The following is an 18,643-nucleotide window of genomic DNA, read 5'->3' as shown; positions in this document are numbered from 1 at the left end:
GCGCGCCTTGCGGCACATACGCCGACATGACTGATAAAATTGCCCTGATCACTGGTGCGTCGCGTGGCCTTGGGGCCGCGATCGCCAAGGCGCTTGCGCCCGAATATCACATCGTCGCCGTCGCCCGCACCGTCGGCGCGCTGGAAGAGCTTGACGACGCCATTCAGGCCAAAGGCGGCCAAGCGACGCTGGCCCCGATGGACGTCACGACGGACGCTGCCATGCAGCAGCTGTGCCGCGGCATCCATGACCGCTGGGGCAAGGTTGATCTGTGGGTGCATACCGCAATCCACGCCGCCCCGCTGTCCCCTGCTAGCCACATCGGCCCTAAGGATTTCGCGTCATCCATGGACGTGAACGTCACCGCCACGCAGCGGCTGATGTCCTATGTTGCGCCTTTGCTGGGCACCAATGGCCGGGCCGTGTTCTGCGACGATACGGTCGCGGGCACGAAATTCCACGGCACCTATGGCGCGACCAAAGCCGCGCAAATGGCGCTGGTCCGGTCTTGGGCTGCGGAAACGGTGCAGACGGGTCCGCAGGTCGCGATCATCGCGCCAGCGCCCATGCCCACCGCCCTGCGCGCCCGCTTTTTCCCAGGCGAAGATCGCAGCGCTCTGGCGACACCAGAGTCCGAGGCCGCGCGCCTGCTGGATCAGATCAAAGCCTGATTCCCCAAAGCCACAAACGATGGCTAAAAGACTGACCCGCCCCTGCCACGCCTTGTGACCGGGGCGCGTCTCTCATACCCTATCAGCACCAGTGAACCGGGGCCCTCATGCGGATTTTGATTACCAACGACGACGGCATCAACGCACCCGGCCTTGTCGTGCTTGACGCGCTGGCCCGCGATTTGGCTGGCCCGCAGGGCGAGGTTTGGACCGTCGCCCCCGCGTTCGAACAATCCGGCGTCGGCCACTGCATCAGCTATACCCATCCCACGATGATTTCCGAATTCGGCCCGCGCCGTTTTGCTGCCGAAGGCACGCCAGCCGATTGCGTGATGGCGGGGATCTATGACGTGATGAAGGACAGCCCCCCCGACCTGATCCTGTCCGGCGTAAACCGGGGCAATAACGCTGCCGAAAACGTGCTGTATTCCGGCACCATCGGTGCCGCGATGGAAGGCGCGCTGCAAGGCGTGCGGTCAATCGCCCTGTCGCAATTCTATGGCCCCCGTAACGTCAAACTAGACGACCCATTCGAAGCCGCCTCAGCTGGCGGCGCCGTGCTGCGGCAGTTGATGGATGATGCGTTTTGGGACAACGAAGACTACCCGCTGTTTTATAACATCAACTTCCCCCCCATCCCCGCCGCCGACGTGAAAGGCATGCGCCTCACCCGCCAAGGCCTGCGCCGCGGCGTGCACCACAAGGTCGAGGCGCAGGTGTCCCCCTCTGGCCGCCGTTTTCTGTGGGTGCGCGGCGGTGATCAACAGGTCCGCACGGCGGATGGCACGGATGCGGCAGCAAACTTGGACGACTACGTCTCTGTCACGCCGCTGCGCGCTGATCTGACGGCACATGATGCGTTTGACAGGCTGACCGCGCAGTTTTATGGCAAGCTCGGGTGACGGACGCACAGACCAAAATGCAGTTTCTTTTTGCCTTGCGCAGCAAGGGCGTCACCGACTCGCGTGTCCTGCACGCCATGGAAAAAATCGACCGCGCCGCGTTTGTGCGCGGCCTGTTTGCCGAACGCGCGTATGAAGATATGCCGCTGCCCATCCCCTGCGGCCAAACCATCAGCCAGCCCTCTGTGGTTGGTCTGATGACGCAGGCGCTGGATGTGCAGCCGCGCCATAAGGTTTTGGAAATCGGCACCGGGTCCGGCTATCAGGCCGCGATCCTAAGCCAGCTGGCACGCCGCGTCTATTCCATCGACCGCTTCAAGCGTTTGGTGACAGAGGCCCAGTCCGTTTTCGACGCTCTTGGCATCGCCAATATCACCGCCATGACCGCCGACGGCAGCTATGGTCTGGCCGAACAGGCCCCCTTTGACCGCATCCTGCTGACCGCCGCGGCCGAAGACCCGCCCAGCCCGCTACTTGCACAGCTCCGCGTGGGCGGCATCATGGTGCTGCCCGTCGGCCAATCCGATACCGTTCAAAGCCTGATCCGCGTCACACGCCTTGAAAAAGGCTTTGACTACGAGGAATTGCGCCCAGTCCGGTTTGTCCCCTTGATCGAAGGGTTGGGTCAGGACTAGAACCTTTGAAACGCCTCAGATAAGGGGCAAATGGCCCCAACGCGCGGGCAAGTTACGACAGGACACTGCAGCCATGACATACACTTCCACTTTCGGATTGCGCCGCATTGCCTTTGCAACCTCTGCGCTGGCCATTTTGACCGCCTGCGACACCGCGCTGCCGGATCTGGATTTTCGCGACCGGGCCGGCGGTTTTGACACCTCGCCTGCCGTCGCCGACCTGCCCAGCCGGCCCCAGCCCGACAATCGCGGCGTGATTTCCTATCCCGGTTATCAGGTCGTAGTGGCCCGGCGCGGTGACACCATCGCCAGCATCGCGTCCCGGCTAGATCTGCAAAGTGCGACCCTTGCCAGCTATAACGGTGTCAGCGCCGATGCGACCCTGCGCGAAGGCGAAGTCGTCGCCCTGCCCGGCCGCGTGACCGAACCGTCCCCTGCGACGGGTGCAGCCACGACCGGCCCTATCGACATCAGCGGCATCGCAACCACCGCGCTGGACCGCGCGTCCCCCGTCGTCACAGGCGGCCTTGCGCCCCTGCCGACCAGCGGGACCGAACCGATCCGCCACAAGGTCCAACCAGGAGAGACGGCGTTTTCGATCAGCCGCCTGTACAACGTGCCCGTTGGCACCCTGACCAGCTGGAACGGCCTGTCTGGCGACCTAGAGGTCCGCGACGGCCAATATCTTCTGATCCCGCAAAACAGCCAACCCGCTGACGTCACCGGCGGCCCACTGGTCGCGCCGGGCACCGGCAGCGGATCGCCCGTGCCCCCCTCTGCCGCAGTGCCACTGCCGCTTGAGGCACCCATCGCCGCCAGCGCACCAGTCGAAGCACCGCCAGCGCCTGTTCTGGAAGAGGCCCCGCCGCGCACAGCAACCGTGATCGCCCCTGCCCCGGTCGCCCCGCCCGCGCCAGCACCAGCGCCTGCGCCCGCATCCAGCAGCAACGCACAATTCGTCCGCCCCGTGACGGGCAGCGTCATTCGCGACTATGCGCCCGGTAAGAACGAAGGCATCGATATCGCCGCCAGCGCCGGCACCACCGTGAAGGCCGCTGACGCAGGCACTGTCGCCGCCGTGACCACCGACACCAGCGGCACGGCGATCGTCGTGGTGAAGCACGCTGGCAATCTGTTGACGGTCTATACCAACCTAGAAGGCCTGAGCGTGTCCAAAGGCGATTCCGTCACGCGCGGCGGCACTTTGGGTAAGGTCAAAAGCGGCGATCCGAGCTTTGTGCACTTCGAAGTGCGGCGCGGACTTGAGTCCGTCGATCCGAACGACTTCTTGTAGGCGCGCCTCCGGCGGGAGTATTTCTGGCAAGATGAATGCCCGGGCATATTGGGTTGCCGTGGACGTGCAAAGGTGCTGGCAAAGAAGGGGGGAGCGGCGGGCGTTAGCCCAGCGTGACGCCCCGGCGGCCCGCTAGATCCGTAAAATACTGCCATGCCACGCGGCCAGAGCGGCTGCCGCGTGTGGCTTGCCATTCGATCGCTTCGGCCCGCAGGGTCGCGTCGTCGATGTCGATGCCATGCGCGTCGCAGTAGCCCCGGATCATGGCCAAATATTGGTCCTGATCGCACGGATGGAAGCCAAGCCAGAGGCCGAAACGGTCTGACAGGCTGACCTTTTCCTCGACCGCTTCAGCAGGGCTGATGGCCGTCGAGCGTTCATTTTCGATCATATCGCGCGGCATCAGGTGGCGGCGGTTCGACGTGGCATAAAGCACCACGTTGTCCGGGCGCCCTTCAATCCCGCCATCCAGCACGGCCTTGAGCGATTTGTAATGGCTATCGTCATGGCTAAAGCTGAGGTCGTCGCAGAACAGTATGAACCGCTGGTCGGTGCCGCGTAGCAGGTGTAGCAGGCGGCCGATGCTGGGCAGGTCTTCGCGCTGGATTTCGATGATCTTTAGGTTTTCATGCATTACATGAAGTTTGCCATGGATCGCTTTGACAAGGCTAGATTTTCCCATGCCGCGCGCACCCCACAGAAGGGCGTTATTGGCAGGCAAGCCGCGCGCAAAGCGTTCGGTATTTTCAAGCAGTGTATCGCGGGACCTGTCGATTCCCACCAGAAGGCCCACGTCAACGCGGCTGACGCGGGTGATTGGCGTCAGCCCGTCAGGGTCCGCATGCCAGACGAAGGCCCCTGCGGCGCTAAAATCAGGGGCCGTCGCTGGGCCGGGCCGCAGCCGTTCGAGGGCGGCTGCGATCCGTTCCAGCGGGTCGGTCATGGCTTAGGCTCCGTGTCGTCGTCGTCCACTGGGTTCAGTGGATTGCCATACATGTCCTCGTCTTCGGCAACGGTGCCGTTGGCGCGCAATTCGGCCAGGCGGATCCGCTCTAACCGGGCGACGAGTTGGATGGAGATTTCGTAAAGACCGTAGATCACGGTAAACAGAATGACTTGGCTGACCACGTCCGGCGGGGTCGCCAGCGCGGCCATCAGCAAGATGCCGATGACAGCATATTTACGGGTGTTGCGCAGGCCAGCGGCGCTGACCAGACCGGCCTTGCCCATCAATGTCAGCAGCACAGGGAGCTGAAAACAAAGGCCAAAGGCGACGATGAACTTGATGGTGAGATTGAGGTAGGCCTTGGCCGAGCCTTGGAACAACAATCCAGCAGCCTGCGTCGACACCTCTGGTCCGTCGGGCAGCACGTTGCCCTGCTGAAAGCCGAGGAAGAAGTTAAAGGCCAGCGGCGTGATGACGTAATAGGCGAAGGCCGCGCCAAGAAAGAACATAAAGGGCGAGGCCAGCAGGAACGGCAGAAACGCGCCCTTTTCCGACTTGTACAGACCCGGCGCGATGAAGCGCCACATCTGGTAGCTGATGAAGGGGAACGACAGGCACAGCCCGCCCAGTAGCGAGATCTGGATCGCGACGAAGAAGCCTTCTTCTAGCGCGATGAAGATCAGCCCGCAGTCCTGCCCTTCGGCGTCGAGGGCAGAGCACAGAGGCAGGGTCAGGAAGTCAAAGATCGGGTTCCAGACCGTGAAACAAATCACCATGCCCAAGATAAAGGCCAGCAGCGATTTGATCAGGCGCGAGCGCAGTTCCGTGAGGTGTTCCAGCAGCGGTGCTGCGCTGTCATCTAGGTCGTCTGCAGCGCTCATGCTTCACCTGCTGGGGTCTTTTTTGCACGCGGTTTCGCGGGCTTATCAGACGTTGTTGATGCAGCGGCCTTGGCCTTGGGCGCAGCTTTTGGCTTTGCTTTAGGCTTGGGCGCTGGCGCGGGTTCGATCACCGGGGCGGGCATGGCCATGTCCGGCTCGTCCGACATTTCGGCAGCGTCGGCGGCGGCCATTTCGCGGTCACGGCGGTCCTGTGCGGCGCGAGCGGTGGCCGCAGAGATTTTGTCTTTCGCCGCCTGACGCTCCTCTGACAGTTTAGCTGTCTCGGTGCCGGGCTTGAATGTCGAACTTGCCGCAGATTTCAGCTTGTCGACACCAAATTTCGCCGGGTTTGCAGCGGCTTGGATCGACTTGCTAATGTCCTTGACCCCGCTGTCATCCGCAGCGGATTCCATGGCGCGCTGGAATTCAGACGCCATGGCCCGGGCTTTGCCGCTCATGCGGCCGAGCTCTCGGAACATGTTCGGCAGATCTTTGGGCCCGATCACGATCAAGGCCACGACCCCCAAAAGGATCATTTCGCTCCAGCCTAAGCCGAACATACGCGTTACCTCTAGGCGGGTTTAGACGTTGTCTTTTTTCGACTCTGGCGTGACATCCCGCGCATCGGCAAAGCTGTCGTCCAGTTCTTTTTTGCTATCATCGACGCCGCGCTTGAATGCGGTGATGCCTTTGCCGACTTCGCCCATCAGGGACGAAATCTTGCCCCGTCCGAACAGGACAAGCACGACGACGGCGATCAGCAGAAGGCCGGGAAGGCCGATATTGTTGAGCATGTAATCTCTCCTTGGCGGAACCCGGGGCCTGCGACGCCGGGCGGTTGAGGCCCATCAGACATACGCGTCCGGCGCCCTATTTAAAAGTGGCAATCTGTCAAAAAGGCGTGCGGTGACTTTGCCTTGCGCCTTTTCGCGTCGCGTCGCTTATGCGCCGATCGCTTTGCGCAGCATGTTCAGGGCAACCAGCACCAAAAACACGCCAAATACGCGCTTTAGGCGCACGGCATCGGTCTTATGCGCCAGCGCGGCACCCCATGGCGCGGTGATCAATGTCATCGCGACGACAAGGCCAAAGGCGACAAAGTTGACCGACCCGATGGTAAAGGGCGGCGCGACGGCGATGGGCTTGAACAGCAGCACCAGCACCGACGGCACAGCGATCAGCACACCAAAGCCTGCGGCGGTGGCCACGGCGCGGTGAATCGGGGTGTTATAAAGGCTCATGACTGGGACGCCAAAGCTGCCGCCGCCGATGCCCATCAGTACCGACAAGAAGCCCAGAAGCGGTGACAAGGCCGCGCGTGCGATACCTGTTGGCATCGCCTGCCCCAGCCGCCAGTGATGGCGGCCAAAGGTCATGTAAAGGCCGACGATGATTGCCAGACCGCCAAAGATCAGCTGCAGCGTCAAGGTGCGCAGGGTGGATACCAAAAGCACGCCCAGCACAGCGCCGATCACGATGCCAATGGCCCATGTTTTCAAGATCGCCCAATCGACCGCGCCCTTTTTGTTATGGGCATGAAGTGAACGCAGGCTGGTCACGATGATTGTCGCAAGAGATGTGGCAAGGCACATCTGCATCAGCTGCGGGCTGTCGAAGCCTAAGGCGCTGAAAGCGTAGAAAAACGCAGGCACCAGTACAATACCGCCGCCAACCCCTAGAAGGCCCGCAAGCACGCCAGCAAAGGCCCCGATGGCCAGCAACAGCAGGCCCATTTCGATCAGCAAAGTGGTATTTTCCAAGGTGTGCCCCTCCTTAGGCAGCAAGCGTCGTGACGTGTCTTAGCGCATCTAGCACCACGTCCACACCCGCGCCATCTTTATGCGCGTGCTCTGATAGGTGTCGGCGCCAAAGTCGCGCACCCGGGCGGCCTTGGAACAGGCCGAGCATGTGCCGCGTCACCTGCCCCAGCTTACCGCCAGCGGCGACGTGATCGGCGATATAGGGCAGCATGGCGTGGACGATCTGGATGGCATCGCCGGGGGTGCCATCATTGAAAATCCGCGCGTCAGCGTCCAGCAGGATCGCGGCTGGGTCATGATAGGCGGCGCGGCCAATCATGACGCCGTCAAGGCCTGCGTCCAGTAGCTCCCCCGTCAGGTCAAGGTCAGCAATGCCGCCGTTGATCGATAGGTGCAGGGCGGGAAACTGGGCCTTCATCGCGTGGACAAGGTCATAGTCCAGCGGGGGAATATCGCGGTTTTCCTTGGGGCTAAGCCCCTGTAGCCACGCCTTGCGGGCGTGAATGGTAAAGCGGTCAACGCCGGCGGCGCTGACGCGGGTTAGAAAATCGGGCAGCACTTGCGCGGGGTCTTGGTCATCGACGCCGATGCGGCATTTCACGGTGATCGGCAGTTTTGTGACGGCCATCATGGCAGAGACGCAATCGGCCACCAGATCAGGTTCGGTCATCAGCACCGCGCCAAAACGCCCCGATTGCACCCGGTCAGAGGGGCAGCCGCAGTTCAAGTTCACCTCGTCATAGCCCATATCAGCTGCGATTTTTGTCGCCTGCGCCAGCAGCGCAGGGTCAGAGCCGCCAAGCTGCAAGGCGACGGGATGCTCGTCCTGCCCGTAAGCCAGCAAACGCGCGGTATCGCCGTGCACGACGGCAGCGGCGGTGACCATTTCGGTATAAAGCAGCGCATGACGCGACATCAGCCGATGAAAGTGCCGGCAGTGACGATCCGTCCAATCCATCATCGGGGCCACGGACAGGCGAGCGGCCTGCGTCACCCGGCTGGTCGTGAGGGCTTGGGGCGTTGGTTCATATTGCATCGCGCAATACTCCTGTCCTGCATGCAGCATCCGGCGCGCACCGCTGCAGGGCGCGCTGGATGCTGCTTTAGCAGGCCCGCGCCGCGCCCGCAAATCGGTCGCCAGTTACGGGGTTAGGCCGCGGGGTCAGGTCGCAGATTACAGCGACCAGCCGCCGTCGACGGCATGCGCCTGACCCGTGGTAAATGCGCTGTCGTCGCTAGCAAGGTACAGCGCGAGGGCTGCGACTTCCTCGGGCTTACCGATGCGGCCCATAGGCTGGCGGCCGATAAAGGCGGCAAGGGCTGCCTCGTAGTCGCCGGTGTCGCGCAGGCGCTGGTGCATGGACGGGCTGTCCACGGTGCCGGGGCAGATCGCGTTGCAGCGGATGCCTTGCTGGATGTAGTCAGCGGCCACGGATTTCGTCATGCCGATCACGGCGGCCTTGGACGCGCAATAGGCAAAGCGGTTCGGCACGCCCTTCATCGACGACGCGACCGAGGACATGTTGATGATCGAGCCGCCGCCGTTTTCCAGCATAGCCGGCAGCGCGTGCTGCATCATGCGGAACATCGCGGTGACGTTCAGATCAAAGCTAAAGTTCCAGTCCTTTTCCGAACACTCCAAAATCGTGCCATGCGCCACCACCCCGGCGCAGTTGAACAGCACGTCCAGCGGGCCCGCGTCCTGCACGACCTTTTTCACGGCCTCGCCGTCGGTCACGTCAAGCTTTACTGCCGTAATCCCGTCTATTTGCGCCAGCTCTGCCAGCGCGGCCTCGTTCACATCCGTGGCAATTACATTCGCGCCCTCCTGCGCGAAAAGTTCTGCCGTGGATCGCCCGATCCCCTGCCCGGCTGCGGTAATCAGCGCCGTTTTTCCGGCTAATCTGCCTGTCGTCATGTCGTCCACTCCTCCTTGGAACAGCATTTCGTGCTGCGTCGAACCCAAGCGTCGCGGCAATCCGTCGCGGCCCCTGTTCGGGGCGGAGTGAACATTTTCTAAAACGATAACGCAACACGGCGCGGGATCATTTCCGCGGCGCGTGTCGCCTTAGGATTGCACCGCGACTTTGTGCGCAGTGTCAAAGGGGATTGCGGCGTTCATTGCCGGTGCGGCGTCCAGCGGAATACGCAGCATGACCAAGGCGTTGCCGGTGATCGCCGCGCGTTGCAAAGCTGCAGGCAGATCGGCCAGCGTCGTCTGCACGATCTGCTGCGTCGCCTTGCTGACGTCAGCCGCGATGGTCACAGCGCTGCCCGGGTTTAGCCCGTGCTGGTGCAGCGATGCGCTGATCCGGGGTGCGGCCCCGACGCCCATATAGAACACCAATGTCGTGCCGGGCACCGCGTGGGCGGCCCAGTTTTCCGGTGCCTGATCGTCGCAATGCTGCCCCGTCGTCAGCACCAGCGTATCGGTTTGCCCGCGCTGGGTCAGGGATTGGCCAAGGAAGGCAGCGGCGGCGCTGGCGGCGGTGACGCCGGGGACGATTTCGACCGGGATGTTTTGGGCGCGTGCGGCGTCCAATTCCTCGGCCGCGCGGCCAAAGATATTGGGATCGCCGGATTTCAGGCGCACGACACGGCGGCCCTTTGCGGCCTCGGCCACGATCAGGGCGCTGATGCGGTCTTGGGGCCAAGCATGCGCGCCGACGACCTTGCCAACGAACACGCGTTCGGCGTCGCGGCGGGCGAGCTCTAGGACCTCTGGATCGACAAGGCGGTCGTAAAAGATCACATCCGCCTCTTGCAGGCGTTCGACCGCGCGCAGGGTCAGTAGATCGCGCGCGCCGGGGCCTGCGCCGACAAGGGCGATATGGCCGGTGCTGGCGGGCAGTGCGCGGGTGTGGATCGTCTGTTTCAGCAGGTCAGCGGCGGCGCGTTCTTGGCCGGTTTTGTGCATCTGCCACGGCGTATCGCCAAAGGCCCAGCGCCAGAACGCCCGCCGATCGCTGCGCGGAATCTGCGCGGCCACCGCGCCCCGCAGCCGCCCCGCCAGCGCAGCAAAGCTGCCAAGGCGCGGGTCAAGCATCTGCTCCACCTGCGTCTTGATCTGGCGGGCCAGTACGGGGGCGGTGCCTTCGGTGCCGATGGCGACGACGACGGGATCGCGGTCTACCAGCGATGGGGTGGTGATATCGCACAGGCTGGGCTGGTCCACGACATTGACCTGCGCGCCGCCCGCCTTGGCCAGCATATGCAGGGCAGCGTCCATGCCGGGGCAGCCCGTGCCGATAAAGACCATCGCCGCATCCGCAAAGCTGGCGGGGGTAATGGGGGATGGATCATGCAGGGCGCGGCCCGTGGCGACCAGATCAGCCAGTTCTGGGTCCAAGTCCTGCGCCAGCAGCACGAGTTGTCCGTCCGTTTTCAGCATCAGCCGCGCCTTTTGTGCGGCCTGCTCGCCGCTGCCAGCGATGACGATGCGGCGGTTCGTGGTGCGGATGAACATCGGAAAGCTGTGCATTGTCTTATCCCTTTCAGGCGGCGGCGCTGCGGTGGCGGGACTGCCACAGGTCTTGGGCCAACGCCTCTGGCTTGGCGGCACCGACGGCGGACAGCGCCAGCGCGGCGGTGCTGGTGATGATGGCAGCGGCGAAATCGTCGGTCTGCTCGCCGTGCCAGACCTGCGAAAGGGTGCTGGTGGTTTCAGACAGGCGCTGGTGGCCGGTCAGCGGCGCGCCAGTGGTGCCTTCCCAGATTGCGCCCTGCGTCAGACCGTGCAGGGTGATGTCCTTGGCGGGGTGATGCTCAAACTCTCCTCCGCCCCCTTTGAGGACGCGCAGGGTGGGCTGGCTGAGCAATAGCGCAGCGTCGCGCTGCAACTCTCGGTATGACGGATGAAACACGCCTTGCAGGGCGACAGGCGCGCCGGCGGGGTTGAGCATGCGCAGCACGGTATTGATGCAGGACCGCAGGCCGAAGACGTCGCGCAGGCGCAGCAGGTCCATCAGGCGCGGCTGCATCTGTTCCAGCGGGACATAGGCGATGCCATCGCGGGCAAGCGCGGCAGAAGCGTCCGTCCAATCCACCTGCGCGATACCGACATCGCCAAGGGCCGCGCGCACCGAGGCGCCAGTGGCTTGGTGCGAATTCCAGCCGTGTAGCAAAACCGGATAGCCCGCCTGCGCCACCAGCCGCGCCGCGGCTAGAAACCAAGGCTGCCCGCGCGTGCGCCCTGCGGCATAGGACGGCCAGTCAACGGCGGGCGCGCTGCCCTGCCATGTGGGCAGGGATGCGCGGGCGGCAGCGGTGAAACCTGCGATTTCGGCCGCGACCTCGCCTTTCATGCGCAGCAGCATCAGCAGTGCGCCCAACGCCTCTGGTTCGGCGTCCCCGCGCAGGATGATCTGCATCGCGGCAAAGGCTTCGTCTTGCGTCAGGGACCGGGCGCGGCCCTGCCCGCGGCCAAGGATTGCGACATATGGGGCGAGTGTCATTCAGCGGCCTCCAACCGGGTTGCCTGCGCAAGAAGCACGGCAATCTCGGGTCTGCAAGAGCCGCAGTTCGTGCCCGCCCCGGTGCAGGCGCCCACCTGCGTCACCGTTGCGGCTTGGCCTGTGTCGATCACGCCCCGGATCGTATTTACACCGACATTCAGGCAGGCGCAGACCACGGCGCCGGGGTCCGGCATATCGGCGCTGGGACGGCCTGACAGCGGTGAGTGCGCCACCTGCCCCAGTTGCGCGGCTAGGTGATCGCGCGAGACTGCAACGGGCGTGCGCGACACGAAAAGCGCGGCCAGCAAGCGGCCTTCGTCGGTGAAGGCCATGCGCACGGTGCCTGTCGCTGGATCGCGAAAGGTCTGGCAGGGGGCGTCTGGCAAGGCGAACAGGCGGCGGGCCTCGACCTCCCAATCCTCGGGCGCGGTATCGGCGGCCAGTTCGGCGCGCCAGCCGTTTGCGACGCGGCTGCGAGCCCAATAGGCGCTGGCGGGGCTCATGTCACCTGTGCTGACCGCATAGCCGAACCAAGCGGCGTTATAGGGCGCAAGTGCGACCACTGCGGCCTTGCTTTCGGGCTGGCCTGACAGCGGGTCAACGACGCTGGCAACCAGCGCATCAACGCGGCCCGTCGGCGCGGTTTCCCCAGTCCAATGCATCGGGGCAAAGACTTGGCCCGGCTGCACCCGGTCGGTGATCAGCGCACGCAGGATGCAGCGGCCTTGCGGGCTGGTAACGGTGATCAGGCCTGCAGGCGCGATGCCCAAGGCGGCAGCATCATGCGGGTGGATTTCCAAGAACGGCTCGCCCAAGTGCTGGTTCAGACGCGGCGATTTCGCGGTGCGGGTCATGGTGTGCCACTGATCGCGGATGCGTCCGGTGTTCAGCCGGAACGGAAAGCGCGGCGCCGTTTTGGCGACCGGCGGGCGGGCGGTAACCGGGATCATGCGAGCGTGGCCGCTCGGGGTATAGAACTGGCCGTCTGCAAAGAACCGCACCGTCTGGCCGCGCATAGTGACAGGCCAACGCGTCGGCATCAGCGTGTCATAACCGCCCTGCCCCAGCCCGGTCAGGCCAGAGATGTCAAAGTCCCGCCCCATCGCAGCCGCAAGCCCGGACAGCGCGGCGTATTCGTCAAAGATTTGCGCGGGGCTAGTGTAGGCAAAGGCTTCGGTCCAGCCCATGCGGCGGCCCACGTCCGACATGATATCCCAATCGGCGCGGGCCTGCCCTGCGGCGGGCATCAGGGCGCGTTGGCGGCTGATGGTGCGGTCAGAGTTTGTGACCGTGCCGTCCTTTTCGCCCCACCCCGTCGCGGGTAGCAGCACATGGGCCAGCCGCGCGGTATCGGTGTTTGCGGTCACATCGCTGACAACGGTAAAATCGCAGCCTTTGATCGCATCGCGGACCATATCGGCGTCGGGCATCGACACGGCGGGGTTGGTGCAGACGATCCACAGTGCCTTGATCTGGCCAGTGCGGACCTGTTCGAACAGATCGACGGCCTTGAGCCCCGCGCCTTCGGGCATGGCGGGGGCGTCCCAGAAATTACGCACAAGGTCGCGGTGAACCGCGTCCTCTAGGTCCAGATGGCAGGCCAGCGCGTTGGCAAGCCCGCCCACTTCGCGCCCGCCCATGGCGTTGGGCTGGCCGGTGACGGAAAACGGGCCCATGCCGGGCTTGCCGATGCGGCCCGTGGCAAGGTGGCAGTTGATGATCGCGTTGACCTTGTCCGTGCCGGATGACGACTGGTTCACCCCTTGGGAGAAGACAGTGACGACCTTTTCCGTGCGGGTCCACAGGTCACAAAAGGCGGTGATCTGCGCGGGTGTCAGGCCAGTGACGCGGCCGTCCTGCGCCTGCGCGGCGCGCAGGGTTTCGTCAAAACCATCAACGTGGCGCAGGTAGGCGGCATCGACGGCGCCGCCCTCGTAAATCGCGGCAAGCAGGCGATTGAACAAGGCGACATCGCTGCCCGGTTCCAGCGCCAGATGCATATCTGCCAGATCGCAGGTTGCGGTGCGGCGCGGGTCGATGACGACCACGCGCATCGCGGGGTTTGCGGCCTTGGCGGCGGCAAGGCGTTGATAAATAACCGGATGACACCACGCCAGATTGCTGCCGACCAACACGACAAGGTCGGCAAGCTCAAGGTCCTCGTAGGTGCCCGGGACGGTGTCGGTGCCAAAGGCGCGTTTTTGCCCCGCCACGGTAGAGGCCATGCAGAGGCGGGAGTTTGTGTCGATATTGGCCGAGCCGATGAAACCTTTCATCAACTTGTTGGCGACATAGTAATCCTCGGTCAGCAGTTGGCCAGAGACATAGAAGGCAACAGAATCAGGGCCGTGGTCGGCGATGGTTTGGCTGAAACGGTCCGCGACAAGGCCAAGCGCCGTGTCCCAATCGGTGTCCACATCCAGCACGCGGGGCGTCAGCAGGCGGTCGTCCAGCGAGAGTGTTTCGCCCAGCGCGAAGCCTTTGGAACACAGCCGCCCAAGGTTTGCCGGATGTGCGGGATCGCCGCGCACCGCGACTCCGCCCGCCCCGTCCGGCTGCGCCAGCACACCGCAGCCAACGCCGCAATAGGCGCAGGTGGTGCGGATTTCGCCGGGTTGCTGCGGGCGGGTGTCCATCATGCCACCTGCGCGCGGCGCAGTTTGGCGGTATCGAGCAGGATGCGCCCGCCCTCGACGCGGATAGGATAGGTATTCACCGCGCCGGTGTCTGCGCCTTGCGCCAATCCAGTGTCTAGCCGCAGCACCATGTTGTGCAGCGGACAGGTGACGGACCTGCCGTGCACGATACCCTCTGACAGGGGGCCGCCCTTGTGTGGGCAGGCGTCGTCAATGGCGAACACCTCGTTGTCGATGGTGCGGAACACGGCGACGCAGCCGATGTGGGTTTTCACCACGCGCGCGCCGCGTTCGGGGATGTCTTCGAGCGCGCCAATATCGGTCCAGTTGGTCATTCTGCGGCCTCCAGTGTCAGGTCGGCAAGGGGCTGCCAAAGATTGCGGAATGCGGGCTTTGTGCGTTCAGCCCAAGGGTCCTGCTGCATGAACTGCTGGGCATAATAGAAGCGGTCCGCCAGCGCCTTGCGGCTATCGGCGTCCGTGACGACCCGTGCGACGATGTGGTCAAGGCCAACGTTATCCAGCCATTTGTACATGCGTTCCAGATAGGCGGCCTCTTCGCGGTACAGCTGCAGGACGGCAGCGGTGTATTCCAGCACTTCGTCCTCTGTCTTAACGGTGCACATCACGACAGTGCCCTGAATATGCAGACCCGCCGCGCCGCCGATGTGCAGCACATAGCCAGAGTCGACGCAGATCACGCCAACGTCCTTGCAGGTGGATTCCGAACAGTTACGTGGACAGCCAGAGACGGCCATTTTCACCTTGGCCGGCGTCCAAGACCCCCAAAGCGCCTTTTCCATGCGGATACCAAGTCCGGTGCTGTCTTGGGTACCAAAGCGGCAATGGTCGGTGCCAACGCAGGTTTTCACCGTGCGCAAACCTTTGGCGTAGGCTTGGCCGGACACCATGCCCGCGGCGTTCAGATCGGCCCAGATGTCGGGCAAGTCTTGTTTCTTGACGCCCAGCAGGTCGATGCGCTGGCCGCCGGTGACCTTGACGGTTTGCACGTTGTATTTGTCAGCCGCATCCGCAATCGCCCGCAGTTCAGCCGCAGAGGTGATGCCGCCCCACATGCGCGGGACAACGGAATAGGTGCCGTCCTTTTGGATGTTCGAATGCATCCGTTCGTTCACAAAGCGGCTTTGGTCGTCGTCCTGATATTCGCCCGGCCAGTCGCACAGCAGATAGTAATTCAGCGCAGGCCGGCAGGACGCGCAGCCGCAAGAGGTTTCCCAGCCGCATTCCTGCATCACGGCCGCCATGGATTTCAGGCCGCGTGATTTGATCAGGCGGCGCACGTCCATGTGTGTCAGCGGCGTGCAAGGGCACATCGGCTTGACGGTCTGCACTTCGAACGCGTCGCCAAGCGTCAGGGCCATGACCTGTTCGACAAGCCCGGTACAAGTGCCGCAGGATGCGCTTGCTTTGGTCTGGGCGCGCACGTCGGTCAGCGATGTTGCGCCGCCTTTGATCGCGTCCTGAATTGTAGATTTGCATACGCCGTTGCAGCCGCAGATTTCTGCATCAGCCGGTAAGGCTGCAACGGCCGCCAACGGGTCCGATTGGGCACCCCCTTGGAAAGCTGGGCCAAAGATGAGGGTATCGCGCATGTCCGATACGTCGGTCTTGTCCTTGATCAGCCCGTGGAACCACGCGCCGTCAGCGGTGTCGCCATACATGACCGCGCCGATCAGCCTTTCGCCTTCTAGCACAAGGCGTTTGTAGATGCCCCGCGCGGGGTCGCGAAAGACGATGTCGTCGCGCCCGTCCCCTTCGGCAAAGTCCCCGGCGCTGAACAGATCGCAGCCGGTGACTTTCAGCTTTGTCGCCACCTCTTTGGGGGTGAAAATTGCGGGGGTATCGCCCAGCGTGTCGGCGGCAACCTTGGCTTGGTCATACAGCGGCGCAACAAGGCCGAAGATGGCCCCTTGATGTTCAACGCATTCGCCCAGCGCTAAGATGTGTTCGTCTGATGTGATCATCGCGTCGTCGACATGGATACCGCGACCAACAGCCAGCCCTGCCTCTTTGGCCAAGGCCACATTGGGGCGGATGCCGACAGCCATCACAAGCAGATCACAGGGCAGTTCGGTGCCGTCGTCCAGCAGCAGTCCGCTGACGTGGCCGTCCGTGCCCATGATCTCTTTGGAGTTGGCAGAGGTCAGGACGGTGATGCCCTTTGCCTCTAGCGCTTTTTTCAGCAGATAGCCTGCCGCCTCGTCCAACTGGCGTTCCATCAGGTGGCCCATGACGTGGATCACGGTGACATAGACGCCGCGGGCGGCCATGCCTGCCGCGGCCTCTAGCCCCAAAAGGCCGCCGCCGATCACGATGGCTTTCGCGCCGGGCTTGGCACCCAGGCCCATCATGCGTTCGGTGTCTTCCAGATCGCGGTAGGGAATGACGCCGGGCAGATCGTGGCCGGGCAGCGGGATCATAAAGGGGTTAGAGCCGGTGGCGATGACAAGGCGGTCATAGGGGACCGGCCCATTTTCGCCGTGGACGATGCGGGCCGCGCGGTCGATGCGCAGGACCTTTTCGCCAAAGCGGCAGGTGACGCCGTGGCCCTCGTACCAGTCCGTGTCATGAGTGACAATTTCGGCGTAGGTCTTATCCCCGGACAGCACGGGGGACAGCATCAGGCGGTTATAGTTCCCGCGCGGCTCTGCGTTGAAAAGCGTCACGTTCCACGCGCCGGGCTGCGTGTCGAACAGATGCTCTAGCATCCGGCCAGAGGCCATTCCGGCCCCGATAACGACAAGGTTCTTTGTCATGGCTTACTCCGCTGCGATGGTGGCAGGTTTCGGCGCAGGCTTTGCGCCGTGTTCGTATTCTGTCAGGAAATCAAGGACTTCTTGGCGGTATTCATAGTAGTCGGGGTGGGCCAGCAGCGCCTTGCGGGTGCGCGGGCGCGGCAGTTTCACGTCTGTGATTTTGCCGATGGTAGCCTGCGGGCCGTTGGTCATCATGACGACGCGGTCGGCCAGCAGGATCGCCTCGTCCACGTCGTGCGTCACGCAGATCGCGGTGACTTTGGTGCGGGACCAGACTTCCATCAGGACCTCTTGCAGTTCCCACCGGGTCAGGCTGTCCAGCATGCCAAAGGGTTCATCCAGCAGCAGCAGTTTGGGCGACAGGGCAAAGGCGCGGGCGATGCCGACGCGCTGTTTCATGCCGTTCGACATGGAATGCGCGCCGCGGTCCATCGCATCGGCCAGGCCGACACGTTCAAGGTAGTATTCCACCACCTCTTGCCGCTCGACCTGGGTCGCCTTGGGGTAAACCTTGTCCACGCCAATCGCGACGTTTTCCTTGGCGGTCAGCCATGGGAACAGGTTGGGCGATTGGAACACGACCGCGCGTTCTGGGTCCGCGCCTTCGACGTGGCGTCCATCAAGGCGGATCGCGCCTTTGCTGATCTCGTTCAGGCCGGCGGCCATGGTCAGCACGGTGGATTTGCCGCAGCCGGAGTGGCCGATCAGGCTGATGAACTCGCCCTGATTGACCTTGAGGTTGAAGTCTTCGACCACCGTCAGCGGGCCTTTGGGCGTGGGGTAGACTTTGTGCAGCTGCGAAAAGTCGAGGAAGCGTTCCTCGATCATGCCTTCGCGGGCCTCTTTCACCACGGCGGGGATGGTCTGGTGGATCGGGGTGACATTGGGCAAGTGCCGCGTTTCGGCAACTTTGGCGGCGATACCGACGTCCATCAGGTATTGCGTCACCTGCGCGCGCAGCTTTTTAAAGCCTGCGTCGTGGTTCATCGCGTCGCGGTTACGGGGGCGCGGGATGTTGACGGCGACAGGATCGGCCAGCGTGCCATCGGGGTTCAGCACGATGATGCGGTCGGCCAGCAAGATCGCCTCGTCCACATCGTTGGTGATCAGGATGCAGGTCTTCTTGTCGGCCTCCCAGATCTCTAGGATTTCATCGGCAAGGTTGGCGCGGGTCAGCGCATCAAGGGCGGACAAAGGCTCGTCCAGCAGCAGCAGGTCAGGCTCCATCGCCGGTGCACGGGCCACGGCGACGCGTTGGCGCATGCCGCCGGACAGTTCGGATGGATAGCGGTGGGCGGCGTGGGGCAGCCCGACCATGGCGATGTAGTGATCGGCCTTGGCGGTTTGCTCTGCCTTAGGCAGCTTGCCGTGGACTGCCTCAATCGCGAGCATGATGTTGCCGCGCACGGTCAGCCACGGCATCAGGCTGTAGCTTTGAAACACAAGGCCGCGATCTGGGCCGGGGCCGCCGATGGGCTTGCCGCGAAAGGTTAGATCGCCGGTATCGGGTGCCTCTAGCCCGGCGATCAGGTTCATCAGAGTGGACTTTCCGGTGCCGGAAAACCCGAGGATGGCAAGGAATTCGCCTTCTTTCACATCAAGGTCGATGTGTTTCAGGATTTCAGTCCGGTGGGTGCCTTCCCCGAAACCTTTGCCGACGTCTTTGAATTGCAGAATACTCATCAGGG

17 protein-coding genes are annotated in these 18,643 nt (G+C 63.4%); 4 read left to right on the top strand and 13 right to left on the bottom strand.

Annotation, left to right across the window (positions count from 1 at the left end; translation table 11 throughout):
• Positions 1-26 precede the first annotated feature (26 nt).
• From KBW81_RS05605 to KBW81_RS05590, 4 genes are all read left to right on the top strand, one after another.
• The gene (locus KBW81_RS05605; RefSeq protein WP_090184184.1) at positions 27-671 is read left to right on the top strand and encodes an SDR family NAD(P)-dependent oxidoreductase; all 645 of its coding nucleotides are present in this window, start codon (positions 27-29) and stop codon (positions 669-671) included.
• A gap of 107 nt (positions 672-778) precedes the next feature.
• Positions 779-1,573 carry a 5'/3'-nucleotidase SurE gene (gene surE, locus KBW81_RS05600; RefSeq protein WP_254248626.1) on the top strand — a complete coding sequence of 265 codons (795 nt, stop codon included), beginning with the start codon at positions 779-781 and terminating at the stop codon, positions 1,571-1,573.
• Positions 1,574-1,590: 17 nt separating this feature from the next.
• Positions 1,591-2,208 carry a protein-L-isoaspartate(D-aspartate) O-methyltransferase gene (locus KBW81_RS05595; protein WP_090184596.1) on the top strand — a complete coding sequence of 206 codons (618 nt, stop codon included), beginning with the start codon at positions 1,591-1,593 and terminating at the stop codon, positions 2,206-2,208.
• A gap of 73 nt (positions 2,209-2,281) precedes the next feature.
• Positions 2,282-3,502, top strand: coding sequence for a peptidoglycan DD-metalloendopeptidase family protein (locus tag KBW81_RS05590; protein ID WP_254248625.1), 1,221 nt, complete (start codon positions 2,282-2,284; stop codon positions 3,500-3,502).
• Positions 3,503-3,605: 103 nt separating this feature from the next.
• On the opposite strand, the gene KBW81_RS05585 is transcribed toward KBW81_RS05590, so the two are convergent.
• From KBW81_RS05585 to KBW81_RS05525, 13 genes are all read right to left on the bottom strand, one after another.
• Positions 3,606-4,445 carry an ATP-binding protein gene (locus KBW81_RS05585; protein WP_254248624.1) on the bottom strand — a complete coding sequence of 280 codons (840 nt, stop codon included), beginning with the start codon at positions 4,443-4,445 and terminating at the stop codon, positions 3,606-3,608.
• The gene (tatC, locus tag KBW81_RS05580) at positions 4,442-5,329 is read right to left on the bottom strand and encodes a twin-arginine translocase subunit TatC (protein WP_254248623.1); all 888 of its coding nucleotides are present in this window, start codon (positions 5,327-5,329) and stop codon (positions 4,442-4,444) included. The genes KBW81_RS05585 and tatC overlap by 4 nt, the downstream gene beginning before the upstream one ends.
• Complete coding sequence (gene tatB / locus KBW81_RS05575; protein WP_090184200.1) at positions 5,326-5,889, bottom strand: Sec-independent protein translocase protein TatB; 564 nt, start codon at positions 5,887-5,889, stop codon at positions 5,326-5,328. The genes tatC and tatB overlap by 4 nt, the downstream gene beginning before the upstream one ends.
• Positions 5,890-5,910: 21 nt before the next feature.
• Entirely contained in the window at positions 5,911-6,123 is a 213-nt protein-coding gene (locus KBW81_RS05570; RefSeq protein ID WP_090184203.1) for a twin-arginine translocase TatA/TatE family subunit, read from the bottom strand.
• Positions 6,124-6,270: 147 nt separating this feature from the next.
• Positions 6,271-7,089, bottom strand: coding sequence for a sulfite exporter TauE/SafE family protein (locus KBW81_RS05565; protein WP_254248622.1), 819 nt, complete (start codon positions 7,087-7,089; stop codon positions 6,271-6,273).
• A gap of 13 nt (positions 7,090-7,102) precedes the next feature.
• Positions 7,103-8,050 (bottom strand): tRNA dihydrouridine(20/20a) synthase DusA, encoded by a 948-nt coding sequence (gene dusA, locus KBW81_RS05560; protein WP_245754101.1) that lies wholly within the window; start codon positions 8,048-8,050, stop codon positions 7,103-7,105.
• Between the two features lie 213 nt (positions 8,051-8,263).
• Entirely contained in the window at positions 8,264-9,007 is a 744-nt protein-coding gene (locus KBW81_RS05555) for an SDR family oxidoreductase (RefSeq protein WP_254248621.1), read from the bottom strand.
• A gap of 150 nt (positions 9,008-9,157) precedes the next feature.
• Positions 9,158-10,570, bottom strand: a complete 1,413-nt coding sequence (cysG, locus tag KBW81_RS05550) for a siroheme synthase CysG (protein WP_254248620.1) — start codon at positions 10,568-10,570, stop codon at positions 9,158-9,160.
• Positions 10,571-10,583: 13 nt separating this feature from the next.
• A complete protein-coding gene (locus tag KBW81_RS05545; protein ID WP_254248619.1) occupies positions 10,584-11,543 on the bottom strand; it encodes a glycosyl transferase family protein in 960 nt (319 codons plus the stop codon).
• Complete coding sequence (locus tag KBW81_RS05540; RefSeq protein ID WP_254248618.1) at positions 11,540-14,182, bottom strand: nitrate reductase; 2,643 nt, start codon at positions 14,180-14,182, stop codon at positions 11,540-11,542. Before KBW81_RS05540 ends, KBW81_RS05545 begins: the two co-directional genes overlap by 4 nt.
• Positions 14,179-14,514, bottom strand: coding sequence for a nitrite reductase small subunit NirD (gene nirD / locus KBW81_RS05535; RefSeq protein WP_090184222.1), 336 nt, complete (start codon positions 14,512-14,514; stop codon positions 14,179-14,181). The genes KBW81_RS05540 and nirD overlap by 4 nt, the downstream gene beginning before the upstream one ends.
• Positions 14,511-16,955: a nitrite reductase large subunit NirB gene (gene nirB, locus KBW81_RS05530; protein WP_254248617.1), complete on the bottom strand. Its 2,445-nt coding sequence runs from the start codon at positions 16,953-16,955 to the stop codon at positions 14,511-14,513. Before nirB ends, nirD begins: the two co-directional genes overlap by 4 nt.
• A 3-nt stretch (positions 16,956-16,958) precedes the next feature.
• The gene (locus KBW81_RS05525) at positions 16,959-18,638 is read right to left on the bottom strand and encodes an ABC transporter ATP-binding protein (RefSeq protein WP_254248616.1); all 1,680 of its coding nucleotides are present in this window, start codon (positions 18,636-18,638) and stop codon (positions 16,959-16,961) included.
• Positions 18,639-18,643 lie beyond the last annotated feature (5 nt).

Source organism: Loktanella salsilacus (genome assembly GCF_024206795.1).
In the GTDB taxonomy this organism is placed as follows: domain Bacteria; phylum Pseudomonadota; class Alphaproteobacteria; order Rhodobacterales; family Rhodobacteraceae; genus Loktanella; species Loktanella salsilacus.
The sequence above is the reverse complement of the archived record's forward strand: the minus strand, read 5'-3'. Positions and strand labels throughout refer to the sequence as shown.